The 17,409-nt window shown below is 63.0% G+C and carries 15 protein-coding genes; 10 read left to right on the top strand and 5 right to left on the bottom strand.

All coding sequences use genetic code 11. The features are described 5' to 3' along the window. Positions 1-46: 46 nt before the first annotated feature. Positions 47-871, top strand: coding sequence for a helix-turn-helix domain-containing protein (locus ACWF6P_RS23370; RefSeq protein WP_452622692.1), 825 nt, complete (start codon positions 47-49; stop codon positions 869-871). 43 nt (positions 872-914) lie between these two features. On the opposite strand, the gene ACWF6P_RS23365 is transcribed toward ACWF6P_RS23370, so the two are convergent. Both ACWF6P_RS23365 and ACWF6P_RS23360 read right to left on the bottom strand, forming a co-directional pair. After that, positions 915-2,672, bottom strand: coding sequence for an ABC transporter ATP-binding protein (locus ACWF6P_RS23365; protein ID WP_452622691.1), 1,758 nt, complete (start codon positions 2,670-2,672; stop codon positions 915-917). Continuing rightward, positions 2,669-4,327: an ABC transporter ATP-binding protein gene (locus tag ACWF6P_RS23360; RefSeq protein ID WP_452622690.1), complete on the bottom strand. Its 1,659-nt coding sequence runs from the start codon at positions 4,325-4,327 to the stop codon at positions 2,669-2,671. Before ACWF6P_RS23360 ends, ACWF6P_RS23365 begins: the two co-directional genes overlap by 4 nt. Positions 4,328-4,584: 257 nt before the next feature. Between ACWF6P_RS23360 and ACWF6P_RS23355 the strand changes: the two genes are divergently transcribed. The 5 genes from ACWF6P_RS23355 (at position 4,585) to ACWF6P_RS23335 (ending at position 9,569) form a co-directional block, all read left to right on the top strand. Continuing rightward, positions 4,585-5,472 carry a siderophore-interacting protein gene (locus ACWF6P_RS23355; protein ID WP_378543648.1) on the top strand — a complete coding sequence of 296 codons (888 nt, stop codon included), beginning with the start codon at positions 4,585-4,587 and terminating at the stop codon, positions 5,470-5,472. Positions 5,473-5,630: 158 nt separating this feature from the next. Further along, positions 5,631-6,611: a Fe(3+)-siderophore ABC transporter permease gene (locus ACWF6P_RS23350; protein WP_228118027.1), complete on the top strand. Its 981-nt coding sequence runs from the start codon at positions 5,631-5,633 to the stop codon at positions 6,609-6,611. Continuing rightward, the gene (fepG, locus tag ACWF6P_RS23345) at positions 6,608-7,657 is read left to right on the top strand and encodes an iron-enterobactin ABC transporter permease (RefSeq protein ID WP_378446465.1); all 1,050 of its coding nucleotides are present in this window, start codon (positions 6,608-6,610) and stop codon (positions 7,655-7,657) included. Before ACWF6P_RS23350 ends, fepG begins: the two co-directional genes overlap by 4 nt. Positions 7,658-7,680: 23 nt before the next feature. After that, positions 7,681-8,532: an ABC transporter ATP-binding protein gene (locus tag ACWF6P_RS23340; protein WP_452622689.1), complete on the top strand. Its 852-nt coding sequence runs from the start codon at positions 7,681-7,683 to the stop codon at positions 8,530-8,532. Further along, positions 8,529-9,569 (top strand): ABC transporter substrate-binding protein, encoded by a 1,041-nt coding sequence (locus ACWF6P_RS23335; RefSeq protein WP_452622688.1) that lies wholly within the window; start codon positions 8,529-8,531, stop codon positions 9,567-9,569. Before ACWF6P_RS23340 ends, ACWF6P_RS23335 begins: the two co-directional genes overlap by 4 nt. A gap of 1 nt (position 9,570) precedes the next feature. On the opposite strand, the gene ACWF6P_RS23330 is transcribed toward ACWF6P_RS23335, so the two are convergent. From ACWF6P_RS23330 to ACWF6P_RS23320, 3 genes are all read right to left on the bottom strand, one after another. Next, positions 9,571-9,918, bottom strand: coding sequence for a hypothetical protein (locus ACWF6P_RS23330; RefSeq protein ID WP_452622687.1), 348 nt, complete (start codon positions 9,916-9,918; stop codon positions 9,571-9,573). A 10-nt stretch (positions 9,919-9,928) separates the two neighbouring features. Next, the gene (locus ACWF6P_RS23325) at positions 9,929-10,543 is read right to left on the bottom strand and encodes a hypothetical protein (protein ID WP_452622686.1); all 615 of its coding nucleotides are present in this window, start codon (positions 10,541-10,543) and stop codon (positions 9,929-9,931) included. A 71-nt stretch (positions 10,544-10,614) separates the two neighbouring features. Next, the gene (locus ACWF6P_RS23320; RefSeq protein ID WP_452622685.1) at positions 10,615-11,256 is read right to left on the bottom strand and encodes a TetR/AcrR family transcriptional regulator; all 642 of its coding nucleotides are present in this window, start codon (positions 11,254-11,256) and stop codon (positions 10,615-10,617) included. An 84-nt stretch (positions 11,257-11,340) separates the two neighbouring features. On the opposite strand from ACWF6P_RS23320, the gene ACWF6P_RS23315 reads away from it, so the two are divergent. The 4 genes from ACWF6P_RS23315 to ACWF6P_RS23300 are packed head-to-tail and all read left to right on the top strand — an operon-like array spanning position 11,341 to position 17,389. Further along, the gene (locus ACWF6P_RS23315) at positions 11,341-12,723 is read left to right on the top strand and encodes an MFS transporter (protein ID WP_452622684.1); all 1,383 of its coding nucleotides are present in this window, start codon (positions 11,341-11,343) and stop codon (positions 12,721-12,723) included. Between the two features lie 54 nt (positions 12,724-12,777). Beyond that, positions 12,778-13,770, top strand: coding sequence for an ABC transporter substrate-binding protein (locus tag ACWF6P_RS23310; RefSeq protein WP_452622683.1), 993 nt, complete (start codon positions 12,778-12,780; stop codon positions 13,768-13,770). Beyond that, on the top strand, positions 13,767-15,656 hold the full coding sequence (locus ACWF6P_RS23305) for an ABC transporter ATP-binding protein (RefSeq protein WP_452622682.1): 1,890 nt from the start codon (positions 13,767-13,769) through the stop codon (positions 15,654-15,656). The genes ACWF6P_RS23310 and ACWF6P_RS23305 overlap by 4 nt, the downstream gene beginning before the upstream one ends. Further along, entirely contained in the window at positions 15,653-17,389 is a 1,737-nt protein-coding gene (locus ACWF6P_RS23300; protein WP_452622681.1) for an ABC transporter ATP-binding protein, read from the top strand. The genes ACWF6P_RS23305 and ACWF6P_RS23300 overlap by 4 nt, the downstream gene beginning before the upstream one ends. Positions 17,390-17,409: the final 20 nt, after the last annotated feature.

Raw genomic sequence — 17,409 nt, 5'->3', positions numbered from 1 at the left:
AGGTTCCTATTTAGGTATGCCTAACGAAAGTCCTATACTCGTCATCATGACAGCTGTGGCAGAGAGAATTTCGGTGCCCGTGGGGCCGCGTTCCATCGATCACCCCTACTCGATGACAACGGTGACTCTGAAGCTCTCTCACCAGCGGCAGTGGGCACCGCACCGTCACCCTGAACATGAGCTGATCTGGGGAAACTCCGGCGGAATGCTCACGGTTGTCGCTGACGGCATCACCTGGGAGGTTCCGCCTTCGGCAGGGCTGTGGTTGCCCGCCGGCGCGTTGCATGCCGTGAAGGCAGGTCCGGGTACGGAGTTCTTCTGTACCTATTTCCGGCCCGAGGCTCACGCTGCGCCCTCTGGCGTTCCTGGCTTGTTCGGTGTCAGTGCTCTGCTGCGTGAGGTACTACTGCACATGCATCGGCGGAATATGCCCGACGAGGCGCGTAGTCGCGCCGAGCGGGTGGCATTCGACATGCTGCAGCCGCTCGAAGTTGCTGCGGTGGAGGTTCCGATGCCGACTGATCCGCGGGCGCTGTTCGTTGCCGAAGCATTGGTCGCCAATCCGGCAGACCAGCGGTCGCTGTCGGAATGGGCACTGACGGCTGGCGGCAGCGTCCGTACGTTGACGCGAGTGTTCGCGCAGGGCACGGGAATGACCTTTGCACAGTGGAGAATTCAGGTTCGAGTCCGCGCAGCACTGACGTATCTGGCTGCTGGAGTGCCGGTTTCGGTTGTCAGTAGGCGAGTCGGGTACGAAACTCCGAGTGCTTTTGTCGCAGTGTTCCGTCGGGTCACCGGCCGTACGCCCGGCAGCATAATGAACAAGGGGAGTGTGGCGCCCGAATCGGTGCCGTACCTTCTGCACGCTTGAGGTAGGTCGCACCAGGCGGTAGTGCCCGGTGCAACCGTCGCGGTCACCGCCGCGGCGCGGACCACGCGTCCCACAGTTCCGCGTACCGACCCCCGAGGTTGACCAACTCGTTATGAGAGCCTTGCTCGACGACGCGGCCGTCGTTCATGACCAGGATCTGGTCGGCGTCGACGGCCTGTGAGAGTCGGTGTGCCACTGTGACAGCAGTGCGACCCCGGGTAAGGGCCAGCGCGGCATCGTCGAGGACCTTGGCTCCGGCGCTGCCCGCTTCGGCGGTCGCCTCGTCGAGAATCAGCAGCGGCGGATCCAGCAATTCGATTCTTGCCAAAGCGAGTTGCTGTGCCTGTGTCGCGGTCAGTCGGTGTCCGCTGTCCCCGACTACGGTTTCGAGTCCGTCCGGCAGGGCCCGCAGCCAATCCGACGCACCGACGGTATCGAGCGCCGCGATGATGTCGTCGTCGGTTGCCGACGGGTCAGCGAGCCGTAGATCCTCGGCCAACGTGCCGGCAAAGACGTGGACCTCCTGAGTCACGAGGGCCACCGCGCTCCGAGAAGTCGACCGTGGCAATTCGTTCCGGGGTACCGTCCCGATCTTCACGATGCCTTCGGTCGGCTCGTAGGTACCCGCGATCAGTTTTGCGACTGTCGATTTTCCGGCTCCGGTTGCGCCCACGAGTGCCGTGACGGTCCCGGCCGGAATGGTGATGTCTATGTCGCGCAGAACAGGAGCGTCGCCGCTTCGGTACGCGAACGTCACGCTTTCCAAAGTCGCTGAGCTGTCGACAGGTTCATGTGGATCGGACGGCGCGGGTGGCACGGGTGCAAGGGTGACTCCGACCAGTCGAGCCAATGCGATTGTGCCTTCCTGCAATTCGTCGAACACGCTGAGAACCGCGCCGACCGGATCGAAGAGCCGGTGGAAGAACAATGCTGCGGCGGTGGCGGCGCCGATGCTGATCTGACCGTCTCGCACCAGCCAGAAGCCTGTGATCAGCACGGCGGACAGGCCGATGAATTCGGCGATGTTGAGCCGGCCGAAGAACCTGGTGCGTAGACGCGTGGTCATCAAGCTCAGCCGGACGGCCGTCATCGATCGAGATTCGATCTGTTCCAGGTGGGGCTGAGCCAGACGAAGTGATCCGACGGTGTCGGAGTTGCTCAGTGAGTCCAGGAGTTGTTGCGCACGTGCACCTTCTGCCTCCCGCTCCTCGCGGTAGACCGGTGCCGACCTCGAGAGATACCAGCGCAGCGCCTGGATCTGGATGGGCGCCGCAATCACCGCGGCAATGGCGAATCGCCAATCGAGGCTGCCCAATCCGATCAGGGTCAACACGATGGTCAGTGCCGCGGTGGCAAAAACCGGAAGTGCTTCGGATACAGCGCGGGTCACCAAGCGGACGTCCCCGGTGATGCGGGAGACGAGATCTCCGCGCCCTGCTCGTTCGACGTCGCTCTGCGGAAGATCGAGAACCCGGACGACAACTTCTTCGCGCAGGTCGGCGACAACCCTTTCGCCGACACCGGCGAGCAGGTAGTTGCTGACTCCGACGAGAAGGGAGGAGGCAACCGCGATGGCGACCAACGCGAGAGTCAGCGTGCCGATGCGCGAGACAGCGTCGCCGTCTCCGTCCGTCACAGCGTCGACCATCGCGCCGAGGACCAGCGGCGTGAGCAGGCCGATCGCGGTCGCAGCAGTCAGAGTGACGACGGCGGCGACGGCGGATATCCGGTGCGGACCCATCAACCGAAGTGCTGCGCGGCGTGCCTGTTTCGGTGTCGCGGTGGGGAGTAGTTCGTTCACAGCTCGATCACCCGATCGCAGATATCGAGCAGCACGGGGCTGCTGGTCAGAAGAAGAGTCGCGTGAGCACCGCGTACCTCGGCGATCCCGCGTGCAATTCGCGCTTCGGTGACGGAGTCGACGGCAGTGGTGGGGTCGTGCAGCACCAGGACCGGAGCTTCGCTCGCCAGTGCCCTTGCCAAGGCGATGCGTTGTCGCTGACCGCCGGAGAGCGAATTTCCCTGCTCGGTGACTCGGGTGGCGAGGCCGAGCGGAAGGGCCGAGATCACCTGATCTGCGGCAGCGGCGGCGATTGCCTCGTCGCTGCGGCTGCCGATCGGTGCGAGTGCCTCGATGTTGTCACCGACTGTGCCGATGAACAGTGCCGCGTCGTGCGGCGCAGCCAGAACGTGGGACCGGAGCTCGTCGATGTGCAGTTCGTGAATGGCGTTGTCGCCGAGATGAATCGTTCCGCTCGAAGGCTCGATTCGACGCGCCAGTGCGTCGACCAACGCATCCGCCCAGGCCGCATTCTCGGTGACGATGCCGATGATCTCGCCGCGTTTGACGTCGAGATCGACTGGTGACGCTCCGGCCAACACGACGTCACGCAGCGTCAGGAACTCCGAGTGGCTCAGGGGTACAGGTTCACTCGTGGGTGTGACAGCCTCGCCGGTCCCGAGAAGCGCTGCGACGCGGTTGGCGGAAGCGCGGGCCCGTGCCAGGCCGGCGCCGAAGTAGATGATGTCGATCAACGGACCTCGAAGGAACTGTGCCAGACCCACCACAGCCACGAATTCACCGACCGAGATGCTCCCGGACGCTGCCATCCGCCCACCGACGTACGCGATGACGGCCAGGAAAGCTCCGGCGATCGCCACGTTCGCGGCGGAGTACATCGCTTGGTATCGCTGTGCGCGAAGGGTTGCTTCCAGCGAAGTCCGGCTGGCTCCCCGATAACGCTGCGCTGCAGCGTCTCCCGCGCCGATTCCGGACAGGATCCGGAGCCCCGACAGTAGGTCTGCGGCCAGTGCACCGGCTTTGGCTCCCTGCCATTGATCGGTTTCGGCTCGGCGTTCGAGCGGTCGGCTGACCACCTGCATGAGGGCGAGTACCGGGGGAGTGCCGAGGATGACGAGCAGGCCGAGCGGTACCGAGATCACGAGTAGCGAGATCGCTGCGGTCAGTACTCCGCAGGCCGCGGCGAGTTTTGTGCTCAGTGTGTGCGTGAATCCGGCCACCGAACCCGCGTCGGATGTTGCGATCGAGTAGACCTCGCCGGGCATGCGCCGCGGTGACATGCCGTGCGGATCGAGGCTTCGGCTCGCGATGTCCATCCGCAAGCGGTGTGCTCCGTGCTCGGTGACGGAATCGGAGATGCGCGCCGCAAAGCGCCAACTGAGCAACAAGCCGGTGAAGAGAATTCCGAGAACGAGGATCCACTTTCCCAGTGCTGCCGCATCGCTGGTCGCCAAAGCTCGGTCGATGACCGCACCGATCACCACCGGCACCAACGCTTCCGCGACCTGGTGGCCCGTGAAGCCGACGGACGCTGCCGCCAGCTTGGCTCCGCGTCCGTCGGAGGCGATCGCGCGTGTGATTACCTGGCGCGGCGTGATCGCCGGGCTTGTTGGGGGACCGTTTGTATCGGCCGAAAGAAGTGGTGTCGAAGGCACTGGGTCCACGCTAGGGACCGTGGCCGGTAGTCAGAAGTCACACAGGTGCCAATACTTGTCGTGAACAGGCCATACGTCTGGCTGTGGCCGAATCGCGATAGTAGTTGGCCCCGTTGCGGCGGGGAAGGCATCGACTCATCGACAACACTGCAATAAATTAAGGTCTACCTTACTTAGTGCGGGTTAACTATGTCCGGAAGTCGGATCGATCCTCGTGTTCGGGTCCGGTTCATGTTCCATCGATGTTGGAGATTGTTGTGAGTCTTGTGTTCGGCGAGGTACTTCACAAGGAGTACGTGACCCCGGGAATGGTTCGTATCGTGTTCGGTGGGGAGGAGCTGACCGCGTTCGAAACCACCGGCACCGGCGACGAATACCTGCGTCTGCACTTCCCGGTCCCGGCCACGGGCAAGTTCGTTCTGCCGGCCGAAGATCCGGACGCCCCGCGCGGTTGGCGGTACCCGGAGGGCGAGGAACCGTCCCCGTGCCAGCCGTACACCGTGCGACGGTTCGATACCGAAGCCAGCCGCATGACGATCGACTTCGTCGTTCACGAGGGCGGCATCGCCAGCGACTGGGCACAGAAAGCCGAGATCGGCGACAAGTTGGCGATCGGCGAATCTCGCGGGCTCTACGAGCCGCCGGCCGACGCACGCTGGCAGGTATTCGTCGCCGACGCGACTGGACTCCCCGCACTCGGGCGCCTGATCGAACAGTTGCCCGCCGGCATCTCGGCGAAGGCAATCGTCGAGGTGGTGGACGAGTCTCACAAGCAGCAGATCACCTCCGCGGCCGACGTCGAGTTCATCTGGCTTGTCGGCAGCGGCAACGGTGTTGCACCGTCGAAGCTCCCGGACGCGGTGCGGGCGATGAACCTGCCCACCGATCTCGGATACGTGTGGGTGGCCGGCGAAAGCACGATGCTCCGTGACATCCGCAAGTACCTTCGCCACGAACTGAAGTTGCCGGGTGAGCAGTACAAGGTCATCGGTTACTGGACCTACAAGGCCGAGGTGTGGAACGCGAAGTACGAGGCCCTCGACGAAAGTGTCCGTGCGGCACTCGATGCCGCCTGGGAATCGGACCGCGACGAGGAAGAGATCCGCGACGAGGTCGAGAAGACTCTAGAGAGCGCCGGCTTGTGACCGTTGGATTCGACAAGAGTGCTGTCGACAAGAGTGCTGTAGACAAAAGTGCAGTCGACAAGAGCGCCGTCGACAAACACACCGAAGAGCTGATCGACGAATCGCTGCAAGAGAAGCAGAAGCAACCGGACGGGCTGGTATCGACCAACTCTCGTCGTATGGCAGGTCTTCTGGTGTGTCTGGTAGTGCTCGCCGCCGTGCTCCTTCTGAGTATCGCGGTGGGTTCGAAGACCATTCCTTTCGGCACCGTGATCGACGCTTTGGTGAACTACGACGACTCCAATGATCACGTGATCATCCGTGACCTGCGGCTACCGCGAACTCTGCTTGGACTGATAGTCGGCATGGCGCTCGGTGTGGCGGGCGGCCTCATCCAGGCGATGACGCGAAATCCCTTGGCTGACCCCGGAATTCTCGGTGTCAATGCCGGCGCGGGGTTCGCGATGGTTGTTGCCGTCGCGGTCTTCGGATTGACCAGCATCTGGTCTTACATCTGGTTCGCTTTCCTCGGAGCGGTGATAGCCACGGCGATCGTCTACACGTTGGGGTCTATCGGCCGAGGTGGTGCGACGCCCATTCGGCTGACCTTGGCCGGTGTTGCCATCGGCTCGGTGCTCGGCGGCATCTCGTCCGGCATCACCCTGCTCAACCCCACCGCCTTCGACCAGATGCGTCAGTGGAATGCCGGCTCACTCAGCGGACGTTCGTTGGAAATCGTTCTCGCCGTTGCCCCGTTCATTCTCATCGGGCTCTTCCTGGCGCTCGCGTTGGCGCGCCAACTCAACGCCGTGGCCTTGGGCGACGATCTGGCACGTTCGCTCGGTGCCAACATCACCCGTACTCGTATCCTCGGCGTCATTGCGGTGACCTTGCTGTGCGGCGCGGCGACAGCTGCGGCCGGCCCGATCGGATTTGTCGGTCTGATGGTTCCCCACGTCGCGCGATGGTTCGTCGGGCCAGATCAGCGATGGATTCTCCCGTACACGTTGGTGTGCTCGCCGATTCTTCTTCTCTTCTCCGATGTCGTCGGCCGAATCGTGCTGCGCCCGGGTGAACTTCAGGTCGGCATCGTCACGGCCTTCATCGGTGCTCCGGTGCTGATCATGCTGGTGCGTCGAAGCAAGGTGAGCGGTCTGTGAGCATTGATTTCGGGCGCCCCACCACGGTGGTGCGCTCACCCAAAGAAGGCTGGTCCGCGCGGATCGACGTCCGTACGGTCACTGTCTGCCTCATCCTCGTTGCGCTTGCACTGGCGATCGGTGTCATCGCCCTCGGCAGTGGTGATTACCAGGTGCCGATCGGGGACGTCCTCGGCGCCCTGTTCGGCGAAGCTCCCGCGCGTATCCACATGGTCGTCGTGGAATGGCGTCTGCCCCGAGTTCTGTTGGCGCTGATGCTCGGTGCGGCACTGGGCATGAGTGGTGCTATCTTCCAGTCACTCACCAGGAATCCGCTTGGTAGCCCGGACATCATCGGCTTCAACTCCGGTGCGTACACGGGCGCTCTGGTGGTCATCCTCCTCATCGGTGGCACTTACTACGAGATCGCAGTCGGCGCTCTGGTGGGCGGAATCGCCACCGCAGCAGTCGTTTACCTTCTTGCGTACAAACGTGGCGTGCAGGGATTCCGGCTGATCATCGTCGGTATCGCCATCAGCGCGATGTTGGGCTCGGTCAATACCTGGATGATCCTCAAGGCGAAGCTCGACGACGCCATGGCTGCCGCAGTGTGGGGTGCCGGTTCGTTGAACGGTCTCGGCTGGACTCAGGTGTGGCCGGTGGTTGTCGTGCTGGCCATCCTCATTCCGCTGATCCTGGTGTTGGGCAGGCGGATGCAGATGCTCGAGATGGGCGACGACGCCGCCAAGGCACTCGGCGTCCGGGCCGAACCGACCCGGCTTTCCCTGGTTGTTCTCGGTGTTGCGTTGACAGCCATGGTGACGGCTGCGGCCGGGCCCATCGGGTTCGTCTCGCTGGCCGCTCCGCAGTTGGTCAGACGATTGACCGGTAGCGCCGGAGTGACCCTGCTGCCGTCGGCGGCGATGGGTGGAGCACTGCTGATGGTCAGTGACTGGGTGGCGCAGCGAGCTTTTGCACCGACGCAGTTGCCGGTCGGCGTCGTCACCGTCTCCATCGGTGGCATCTATTTTGTTTGGCTTCTCGCGCGAGAGGCACGTAAGCAGTGATCGGTGAAGGAACGAGGAACAGTGTGAACGAGACAAGTGCGGCCGCCGTCGTGCCTGAAAGGACGAATCGGCTTCGCGCCGAGGACGTCACGATCGGTTACGACAAGCGCGTCATCTCGGAGCACCTCGACGTCGAGATCCCCGACGGCGGATTCACCGTCATCGTCGGTCCCAACGCCTGCGGCAAGTCGACGCTTCTGCGTGCGTTGTCGCGGTTGCTCAAGCCGACGACCGGCAAGGTCCTCCTCGACGGCAAGACGATAACCTCGTACCCGGCCAAGGAAGTTGCGAGGCGACTCGGGCTTCTGCCGCAGACGTCGATCGCTCCGGACGGCATCAAAGTCGCCGATCTGGTTGCGCGCGGACGTTATCCGCACCAGAAGCTGATCCGCCAGTGGTCCCGAGAGGACGAGGCCGCCGTCATCAAGGCGATGGAGGCAACCAAGGTCACGGATCTGTCGGCCAGGCCGGTCGACGAACTGTCCGGCGGTCAGCGCCAACGTGTCTGGGTCGCTATGGTTCTCGCGCAGCAGACCCCGTTGGTGCTGCTGGACGAACCGACGACCTTCCTCGACATCGCTCATCAGATCGAACTGTTGGAGCTGTGCCGCGATCTGAACGAGAACGACGGACACACGTTGGTGGCTGTGCTTCACGATCTCAATCACGCGTGCCGCTACGGAACTCACATCATCGCGATGAAGGACGGCGCGGTAGTCGCCGAAGGCCCGCCCGCGGAGATCATCACCGAAGAACTGGTGCAGGAGGTGTTCGGCATGGCATGCCGCATCATCGACGATCCGGTTTCCCACACACCGCTGGTCATTCCGCTGGGACGCGAGCGTCAGCGAAACAACGAAGGAGCAAACGTATGACATTCGTCCTGGATACGCAGGTTACCGACACGGAGTGGACTCAGATCGTCGACCGCATTTCACGACGCCGATTCTTCGGTGGCGCTGCCGGTGTGGCTGCAGCACTGGCGCTGAGCGCCTGCGGAAGCTCCGATGGCGAATCCGACTCGGCCAGTGACACTCTCCCGTACACGTGGGCCGAGTTCAGTGGCGACGTTCCGCGCGACCCCAAGCGTGTGGTGGTGCTCGACGGCCGGGTCGACCTCGAATTCGCGATGATGATGGACTACCCGATCGTCGGTTCGGGCAACTTCTGGTTCCCCGACGCCAAGGCGGGATTCCAGTTTCCCGGCCGCACCATCGAGGGCGCGAGCTTCGTCAACGTCGCCGGCGACTTCTCCACCAACTTCGAGGCGTTGCTCGCTCTCGAGCCCGATCTGATCGTCATCACTGCGATCGGGTACACCAGTGACTGGTACGGCACCGAGCGATTGTCTTCCATCGCGCCGCTGTTGGTCGTCGGCGACGACGTCGAACCGATCGCCGGACACCCGGTCGACTGGCGAGGTGCGCTGATGGCGCAGGCGAGCCAGCTCGACCGGGTGGCGATCGCCGAGGCTTCCATTGCGGAGTACGACGACAAGCTCGCGAGACTGCGTCCGATGTTGCAGGAGAAGCTCGGCGGAAAGAAGATCGTGTTCGGCGTTCAGACGCCGACCGGATTCCTGGTGCATCAGCGGAATCTGCGGATCAGCGTCGCAATCGATGCCGGCCTCGACGTGCTTTTCCGTGATGACGACAATACAGAGAACTCGTTCGAGTTGTCTTTCGAACAACTCGACACCTTGGCTCCGGCGGATGTGATCATCGCGCAAGCACGCGATCAGGAAGCGCTCGACGCGATCAAGACGCAGCCGACGTGGCAGCGGTTGCCTGCAGTCCAAGCGGGCAACGTGTTGACCAGCGACGCGCGATACAACCAAGGATTTGCGCTGACCGCGGCCATCTTCCTCGACGTTCTCGAGGAAGCGGCCGGGCGAATCACCGCTGGAGAGTAATTCAGGTGACGTTGCGGGCCTGGTCGAGTAGTTGTGCAACCTGCTCGAACCAGGCACCGTAATTGGCGTAGGTGTTGGGACGCTTGTCGTCGAAGTCGATCACCTGGTTCGCGGTCACCGCGGGCAGCTTGACGAAAACGGGTGATGCTGCGAACGCTTCCGCCGACTTCGCGAACTGGAACACGATGTCCGCCGGATAGTCAGGGACCTGCTCCCAGCTGAGGTCGGCCCAGCCTTTGTCACCTCCCGGGCCGGTGAACTTCACGCCGAGTTCCTTCAGGTAGCCGAACTGAGCGAGTGCCGTTGTGCCTGCGTACAACTCGGAGCCGTCGCCGTTCAGAGCGAGCACTTCGATGTCGTCAACCTTGCCCGCAGCGGCTCGGATGCGCGCTGCCCCGGATTCGAATGCTTCCTTGCCCTCGCGCGCCGTTGCTGTGTCGGTCTCCGCCGAGAGCTTCGGCGAGTGAGGCGTATTCGCTCAACACGTCCGGCGTCGAAGAGCCGGAGAACTTGACACCGACAAACGGTGCAACATCGTTGACGGTCTTGCCCATCGGCTCGTCCCACCAAGTCCATCGGGTCGGGTCGTCGCTGTTTCCGTACCCGATGACCAGGTCTGGGTCCAGTGCCGCAAGAGCTTCCGCGCTGAGTTCACCTTCACGACCGACGACGGTCATCGTCGACTCGTCAGCGTGATCGGTGACGTCGGGTTCGCCGACGCCGTAACCGAAGATGCCGACCGGCCGAATGCCGTAGTCCCACAGCGCAGCAGCGGAGTACGCGTCGACGACGATCCGCTCCGGGGCGTGATCGAGGGTGACCGTGTTTCCGTATCCCGTTGTATAACTCCAGGACTGGTCCGTCGAACTGGCCTCGGTAGAAGTTGATGCGTCGCTGCTGCCGCAGCCGGTGAGTAGGAGTGCGGCAACGGCGGGTAATGCGGCGAAGCCTGCGAGCCTGCGAGTGATTTTCATGAGAACCTTCCGAACATGGCGAACTAAGCTAGGTAAGCCTAACCTGACATCTTGTTCGGGTGTCCTCAGGGTCAGTTGCTGCCCTGCCACATCTGAAGCCATTCGCTCCAGGATGGGGGAGTGGTCGACGGTTGAGGGCTTCCGTGACGAAGTCCGTCGAGCATGAACTCGAGATAGCGCGTGTGTATTTCGGTGGCGCGGACCCCCTCGATCGGTAGGGTCGGTCGTAGATGCACCGTCATGAGCATGACGTCTGCAGAAGTGAAGTCGGGCGGGACTTCGCCAGTATCGATGCAGATCTCGACCATCGATTGCAGCGCGGCCTCCAATTCTTCTGCGGCGCGGGTGACTTCGGTGTGTTCGGGCAACCTGCCGCCGAGGACGGGAATGAGGGGTCCCACCGATTCGGCAAGGTATCGCGAGAAGAACGTCTTCAGTACGGCTTCATCGGTGTCTGCGTTGCACACGCACTCTCGTGCCAGGGTGGCGAGGTGGTCGATCGCCCAGACGCGCAGCGATTGCGCCAGTTCCTCTTTGCCGCGGTAGCGGCGATAGATGCTGCCGACGCCTACCCCGGCCCGGGTGGCGATCGCCGATACCGGTGCATTCCAACCCTGTTCGGCGAAGATCTCGCGCGCTGCTCGCAGTACGGTGACGTCGTTGTCTGCGGCTTCTCGGGCGCGTCCGGGGAGGCTCGCATTCTCTTTCGCCATTCCCACAGGCTAGCAATGCATGGTTTACTCAATCGGAACGGAGTGTTCCGTTCCGATTGAAATCAAGATTGGAGGAAGGTGTCGATGACAACCTTGGCGGAGGCGCCCACGCGATCCGGGAGTCGGGTGATCGCCGCACTTGCGGGGGCGGTGCTCGTCTACTCGCTCATGCAGACCATGCTGGTGCCGGCGTTGCCGGTGTTGGGTGAGCATTTTGATACGTCCGTGGCGGTGACCGGCTGGATCCTGACGGCGTACCTGTTGGCGGCCGCGGTGATGGCTCCGATCGTCGGGGCGATGGGGGATCGATTCGGCGACAAGCGAGTCCTGGTGATCGTCCTGATCATCTTCGCTCTCGCGACATTTGCCGCGGCGGCCGCCCCGAATATCGGGGTGCTGCTTGTCGTTCGAGCTGTCCAGGGAGTGAGTATGGCAAGCTTCCCGCTCGCGATGGCAGTGCTGCGAAGAACGGTGGCCGGTCCGGAGTTGTCTTCTGGGATAGGTTGGCTCGCTGGGACTTTGGGAATCGGTGCCGGAAGTGCACTGGTGATCGGTGGTGTCATTCTCGAGTACCTCAGCTGGCAGTGGTTGTTCGTGATCACCGGGATCCTGATCGTGCTTGCATTGGTCGCAGTGGTGGCTGTGGTTCCGGGTTCGCATCGCCGGCCGGGTATGCCGACGGACTGGGCCGGTGCCGGCGCTCTGGCGTTCGGGTTGGTGAGCCTGCTCCTGGCGATCACCAAAGCCTCCGAGTGGGGAGTTCTGTCGCTCGGATTCTGGGGTCTGGTGGTTATCGCGTTCGTCTCGTTCGCAACTCTGATTGCCGTCGATTCCCGCCACGACGCTCCGATCGTCGACATGCGAGTTTTTCGGGACAAGCCGATGATGATCACCAGCGCACTGACCCTGGTGTTCGGGTTCGTGCCGTACATCTTCTACCTCTGCCTGCCGCGGATCCTCCAGGCGCCGGAAACCTCCACGTATGGAAGTGGATTCACCGTTGTGCAGACCGGGTTGGCCCTCTTGCCCGCCGCTGTCCTCGTCTTCCTCGGTGGCCGTCTGACGCCGGCTCTCGCGCGGCGATACGGGCCGCGAGTGCCGGCAGTCCTAGCGCTGGCACTCATGGCGACGGGCGCGGTCGGACTCGCGATCTGGCCGAGCTCGGTGGTTGCGATCGTGCTGTTCTTCTCCCTCGTCGGATTGGGGAACGGCGTGGGGTTCGCAGTCTGTGCTCTGCTGGTTGCTTCGATCGTCCCGCCATCGGAAATGGCAGCGGCCAGCGGTGTCAACAGTGTGATCAGAACCGTCGGTTCGGCGGTGGGCGCTCCGGTGACCACAGCGGTCCTGGCGATCGGAGTTTCCGGCGACTCGTTCGCGGTGGCGTTCGTGGTGGGCGCCGTCATCAGTGTTGTTGCATTTCTGCCGGCGATTGCACTTCCCGTGACGAGGGCTGCACAAACGGCTTGAGTTATTGTAGGCTCCCCTAATCGAGACAGCATGTAACTAAGGCAGGGAGAGATGATGCGGCAGCAGTGGGGCCTACGAGCCGTGGCACTCGCAGCGACGGCAACGACCCTTGTCGGTTGCTCGTCGGGCAGCGATGACGCGGATGCATCGGAAGTAGGCGGGTCGTCGGCCGTGCCTGCACCACAAAAATTGCTCGCACTGGACGAATTTGCAGCACTCAACGCGCTCACGCTCGGGGTCAAGCCCGATACGGTCTTCGCCACCCTGCAATCACAGGCGGCGAAGGAGATCTTGCAGAGCGAGGGTATCGAGGTCATCGACAAACCGACGTTCTTCCAGTCACCCGACGTGGAACAGATCGCGGCCGTCGATCCGGACAGGATCCTTCTCAGTGACGTCGGCTCGTTGACCTCGATCACCGCGCAGGCCAATGAGATTGCGCCGACGACGGTGCTCGCCTATGCGGCGCCGTGGCGCGAGGTTCTCGATACTGCTGCCATTGCACTGGGCCGGGAGTCCGAGGCTCGGCAGATCGTCTCGACGCTCGAGGAGAAATTCGCAGAGGTGTCCGGAAGGGTCGAGGAGCAGCCACAAACCTTGTCCGTGTTGGTCGGATATTCGGGCGGCATCTACACCGTCATCCCGCAGTCGCCGATGTCCTCGATCATCGGAGAAGCAGGGTTCGGGCGCCCCCAAGCCGAACTCGAAGCGAAGGTCGGCCCCAACACGGGGGTTGCCACGTCCTCCGTTTCGGGCGAGGCGGTCGGGCAACACGCAGCGGACGCGATGATCGTGACGTCGGGAAACATCTACGACGGCGCCCTTGTTCACGCAAATCCGCTGTTCAACGAGGTTGCCGCCGTGCAGGCCGGACGCACCGCGGACGTGAGCGGTGAACTCTGGTTCGGCAGTTATCCCTTCGCGGTCTACTGGATCCTCGAAGATCTCGAGGCACTTGCCGATCGCACTCTCACCGGCGCGGAACTCCAGGGCCGTATCGCATCCGACGCCGACGCAGTCACCCGATGGAAGGCGTTCTCGAAATGACGACAACACAGGAAAAGTCAGCAGACGTTCCACCCGAGGAGGCAAACGCGCCGCATGGATCTGCGGCCGAAGCCTCACAGGCCAAGGCTGAAGCGGCGGCGCACAAGAGCGCGTTACGCGAACTCCTTGCGCCAGTTCGGACACGGACGACCATCGCGATGGTGATGCAGGTGATTGCCGCGGTTGCTGCCGTCGTCCCGTACGTTGCCATCGCCGAACTGGGCAAGACGCTGATCGTGGGCGGCGACATCGACTCGTCTCGCGTCTGGACGATCGTGTGGGTGGTCGTCTTCGGCCTGGGTGTGCGTGCGTTCTTCGGTGGCGGCGCGTTGATCGTGACGCACTTCGCCGATGTGAATCTCCAAGCTGTGCTTCGACGCCGAATCGCAGCGACGCTCGGTCGACTTCCTCTGGGCTGGTTCACCTCCCACTCGTCCGGAACCGTGCGCAAAGCTGCGCAGAACGACATCTCCGATCTCCACTACCTGGTTGCGCACAGCGCCGTCGAGACCACCGGAGCCATCGCGGTGCCGCTCGTCGGACTCGGCTACGTGATTTCGATCGACTGGCGTCTGGGTTTGGTCGCGATTGCCACGCTCCCGATCTACATGATCGCCTATGCGTCGATGACCAAGGACATGGCCGTCAAGATGAGCCGGATGAATGAGGGCATCGCGGCCATCAGCAATACGATCGTCGAGTTCGTCACCGGCATCGCAGTGGTCAAGACTTTCGGTCAGGACAAGCAGTCACATTCTCGATACCGTGATGCCGCCAAGGCTTTTGCCGTTTCTTACGAGGGTTGGGTTCGCCCGATGCTTCGGACCGAGGCGCTGGCCTCGATTGCCTTGAGCGCGCCGGTAGTGCTGGTGGTGAACCTTGGTCTCGGCTCGTGGTTCGTCCACTCCGGGTGGGTGTCACCCATCGACGTCCTGACCAGTTCTCTGGTAGCGATGGTGATTCCGGTATCGGTGACGACCATCGGTTTCGGCATGCAGGCCCGCCGTGAGGCTGCCGCCGCTGCGGCGCGGCTGATCGCTCTGTTCGCAACCGACGCACTGCCGGAAACCGATGATCCGAAAAAGCCCGCGGGGAACGAAGTTCGATTTTCCGGAGTCTCTTTCGCTTACGACGACGGGGCCGACGTTCTGTCCGGCATCGATCTGACGCTGCCGGAGGGCACGGTGACGGCGTTGGTCGGACCTTCAGGTTCGGGTAAGTCGACACTGGCGACGCTCGTTCCCCGATTCCATGACGTGCGTACCGGATCCGTGGCCATCGGTGGTGTCGACGTCCGGGACGTCGCCACCGACGAGCTGTACCGCCACGTCGGATTCGTTCTGCAGGACGTGCAGTTGGTCGAAGCAACTGTTCTCGACAACATTCGGCTTGCCCGCCCTCAGGCGTCGCAGGCCGAGGTGAAGGCTGCCGCCGCAGCCGCGCAGATCGACACCCGAATCGAAGCCCTCCCGAGAGGGTACGACTCTGTGGTCGGGGTCGACGCCAGGTTCTCGGGCGGTGAGGCTCAACGAGTCTCCATCGCGCGGGCGATTCTCGCGGACACTCCCGTTCTCGTGCTCGACGAGGCGACCGCGTTTGCGGACCCGGAGTCCGAAGCCGATATCCAGGAAGCATTGTCGCGTTTGACGGTGGGGCGCACCGTGCTGGTGATCGCGCACCGGTTGGCTTCGATCGTGAGTGCCGATCAGATCGTGGTCCTCGACGCCGGGCGGATCGTGGAGAAGGGCACGCACGATCAGCTGGTGGCGAATGGTTCGACGTATGCCCGGATGTGGGCGAGCCACAGTCGAGCCGACTCGATCGAACACAGTCGAGCCGACAGCATCGCAGGTACGTCTGACGCAGCAGGAAAGGCCAACTCATGATTCGCGACCTCTTCCGGATCCTCGGCCCGCAGAATCAGGGACGCTATCGAGAGTTCCTGGTGTGGGCTGTGTTGTACGGCGTGATGCAGGGTTTGGCAGTGGCATTGCTGGTGCCGACCGTGCGGGCACTGTTCGAGCAGGACTGGGGAAGTTTCGTTCGGTGGCTCGCCGCCATGGCTGTGTGCGCGGTGATCAGTTCGATTGCGCATTACCTGCAGGCCATCAAGGGATTCGAGTCGGCGCTCACCTTGCTGCGGACGATGCATCTGCGCCTCGGTGATCACCTCGTCACGCTCCCGCTCGGTTGGTTCGGTGCCGGCCGACTCGGCCAGGTATCGCAGGTCGCCAGCAAGGGCACCATTTCGGTGATGGGGGCGGCCGCGCATTTGATGACACCGATCATCTCCGGAATCGCCAGCCCGGCAACCATTGTCGTGTGCATGCTGTTCTTCGACTGGCGGCTCGGGCTCGCCCTGGTGGTCGGCGTTCCGATTCTGTTCGCAGCAGCACGCTTTGCCTCGGCGATGACCGCCAAGGCTGACGATCAGGCCCATGCCGCGGCGGTCGAATCGAACAATCGGGTGCTCGAATACGCGCGTTGCCAACCGGTCCTGCGTGCTTTCGGACGCACCCACGGGGTCTACGAACCGCTCGACGACGCGATCGAAGCTCAGCACACCGCGGGTCGTTCACAACTGTGGTTCGTGGTGATCGGTTCCGTGGTAAATGGGATCGCCCTGCAGTTCGTGTTCTCGGCCGTGATCATCCTGGGTGCGTTCCTCGCGCTCGGCGGCGACATCGATCCGGTCACCTTGATCGCGCTACTCGGGCTCACCGCACGGTTCATTCAACCGCTGGGTGAGATCGGCGAGTTCGGCGGTGCAATCAGAATGGCACGCAACGAAATCCGTCGGATGTCCGTGATCCTCGAAGTGGAACCACTGGTCGAACCCGAAACCAGCGGACTGGCGACGGGGGAGACGGCAGTGCAGTTCGACGCCGTCGACTTCGGTTACGCCGACGGTGGGCAGGTTCTGCGGAACATCTCCTTCGACGTGCCGCGGAAGTCACTGACGGCGTTGGTCGGTCCGTCGGGTTCTGGCAAAACCACCGTCACCCGGCTGATCTCGCGCTTCTACGACGTCGACTCCGGGGTGGTGCGCGTCGGCGGCGTCGACGTGCGTGACCTCACGAGTGCCGATCTTATGGCGCAGTTGTCCCTGGTCTTCCAGGACGTGTATCTCTTCGACGACACGTTGATCGCGAACATCCGCCTCGGCCGCCCCGAAGCCACGGACGAGGAAGTCTTCGACGTCGCTCGGATCGCCGGCGTCGCGGAAATCGTCGAGCGACTTCCGCGGGGTTGGGACACCCGCGTCGGTGAGGGCGGGACGGCACTGTCCGGTGGAGAGCGGCAGCGAGTCTCCATTGCGCGTGCACTCCTCAAGCGTGCACCGATCGTGCTGCTCGACGAGGCGACGGCCGCGCTCGATCCCGAGAACGAGGCCCACGTTCAGCGCGCGATGCAGGAACTCGCCAGTGAAAGCACACTGCTCGTGATTGCTCACAAACTGTCGACCGTCGTGGCCGCAGACCAGATCATCGTGCTCGGTGACGACGGATCAATCGTCGAAGTGGGAACTCACGAAGTTCTCCTTGCCACCGGTGGGAGCTACGCCGCGTTCTGGAATCAGCGCCACCGTGCGTCGGGATGGCGGTTGGTAGCAGGCTGAGCAGGTGGCAGGCTGAGGAG

The sequence above is a fragment of the Rhodococcus sp. NPDC055024 genome (assembly GCF_053608585.1).
This window is presented reverse-complemented; position numbering and strand designations above follow the sequence as displayed.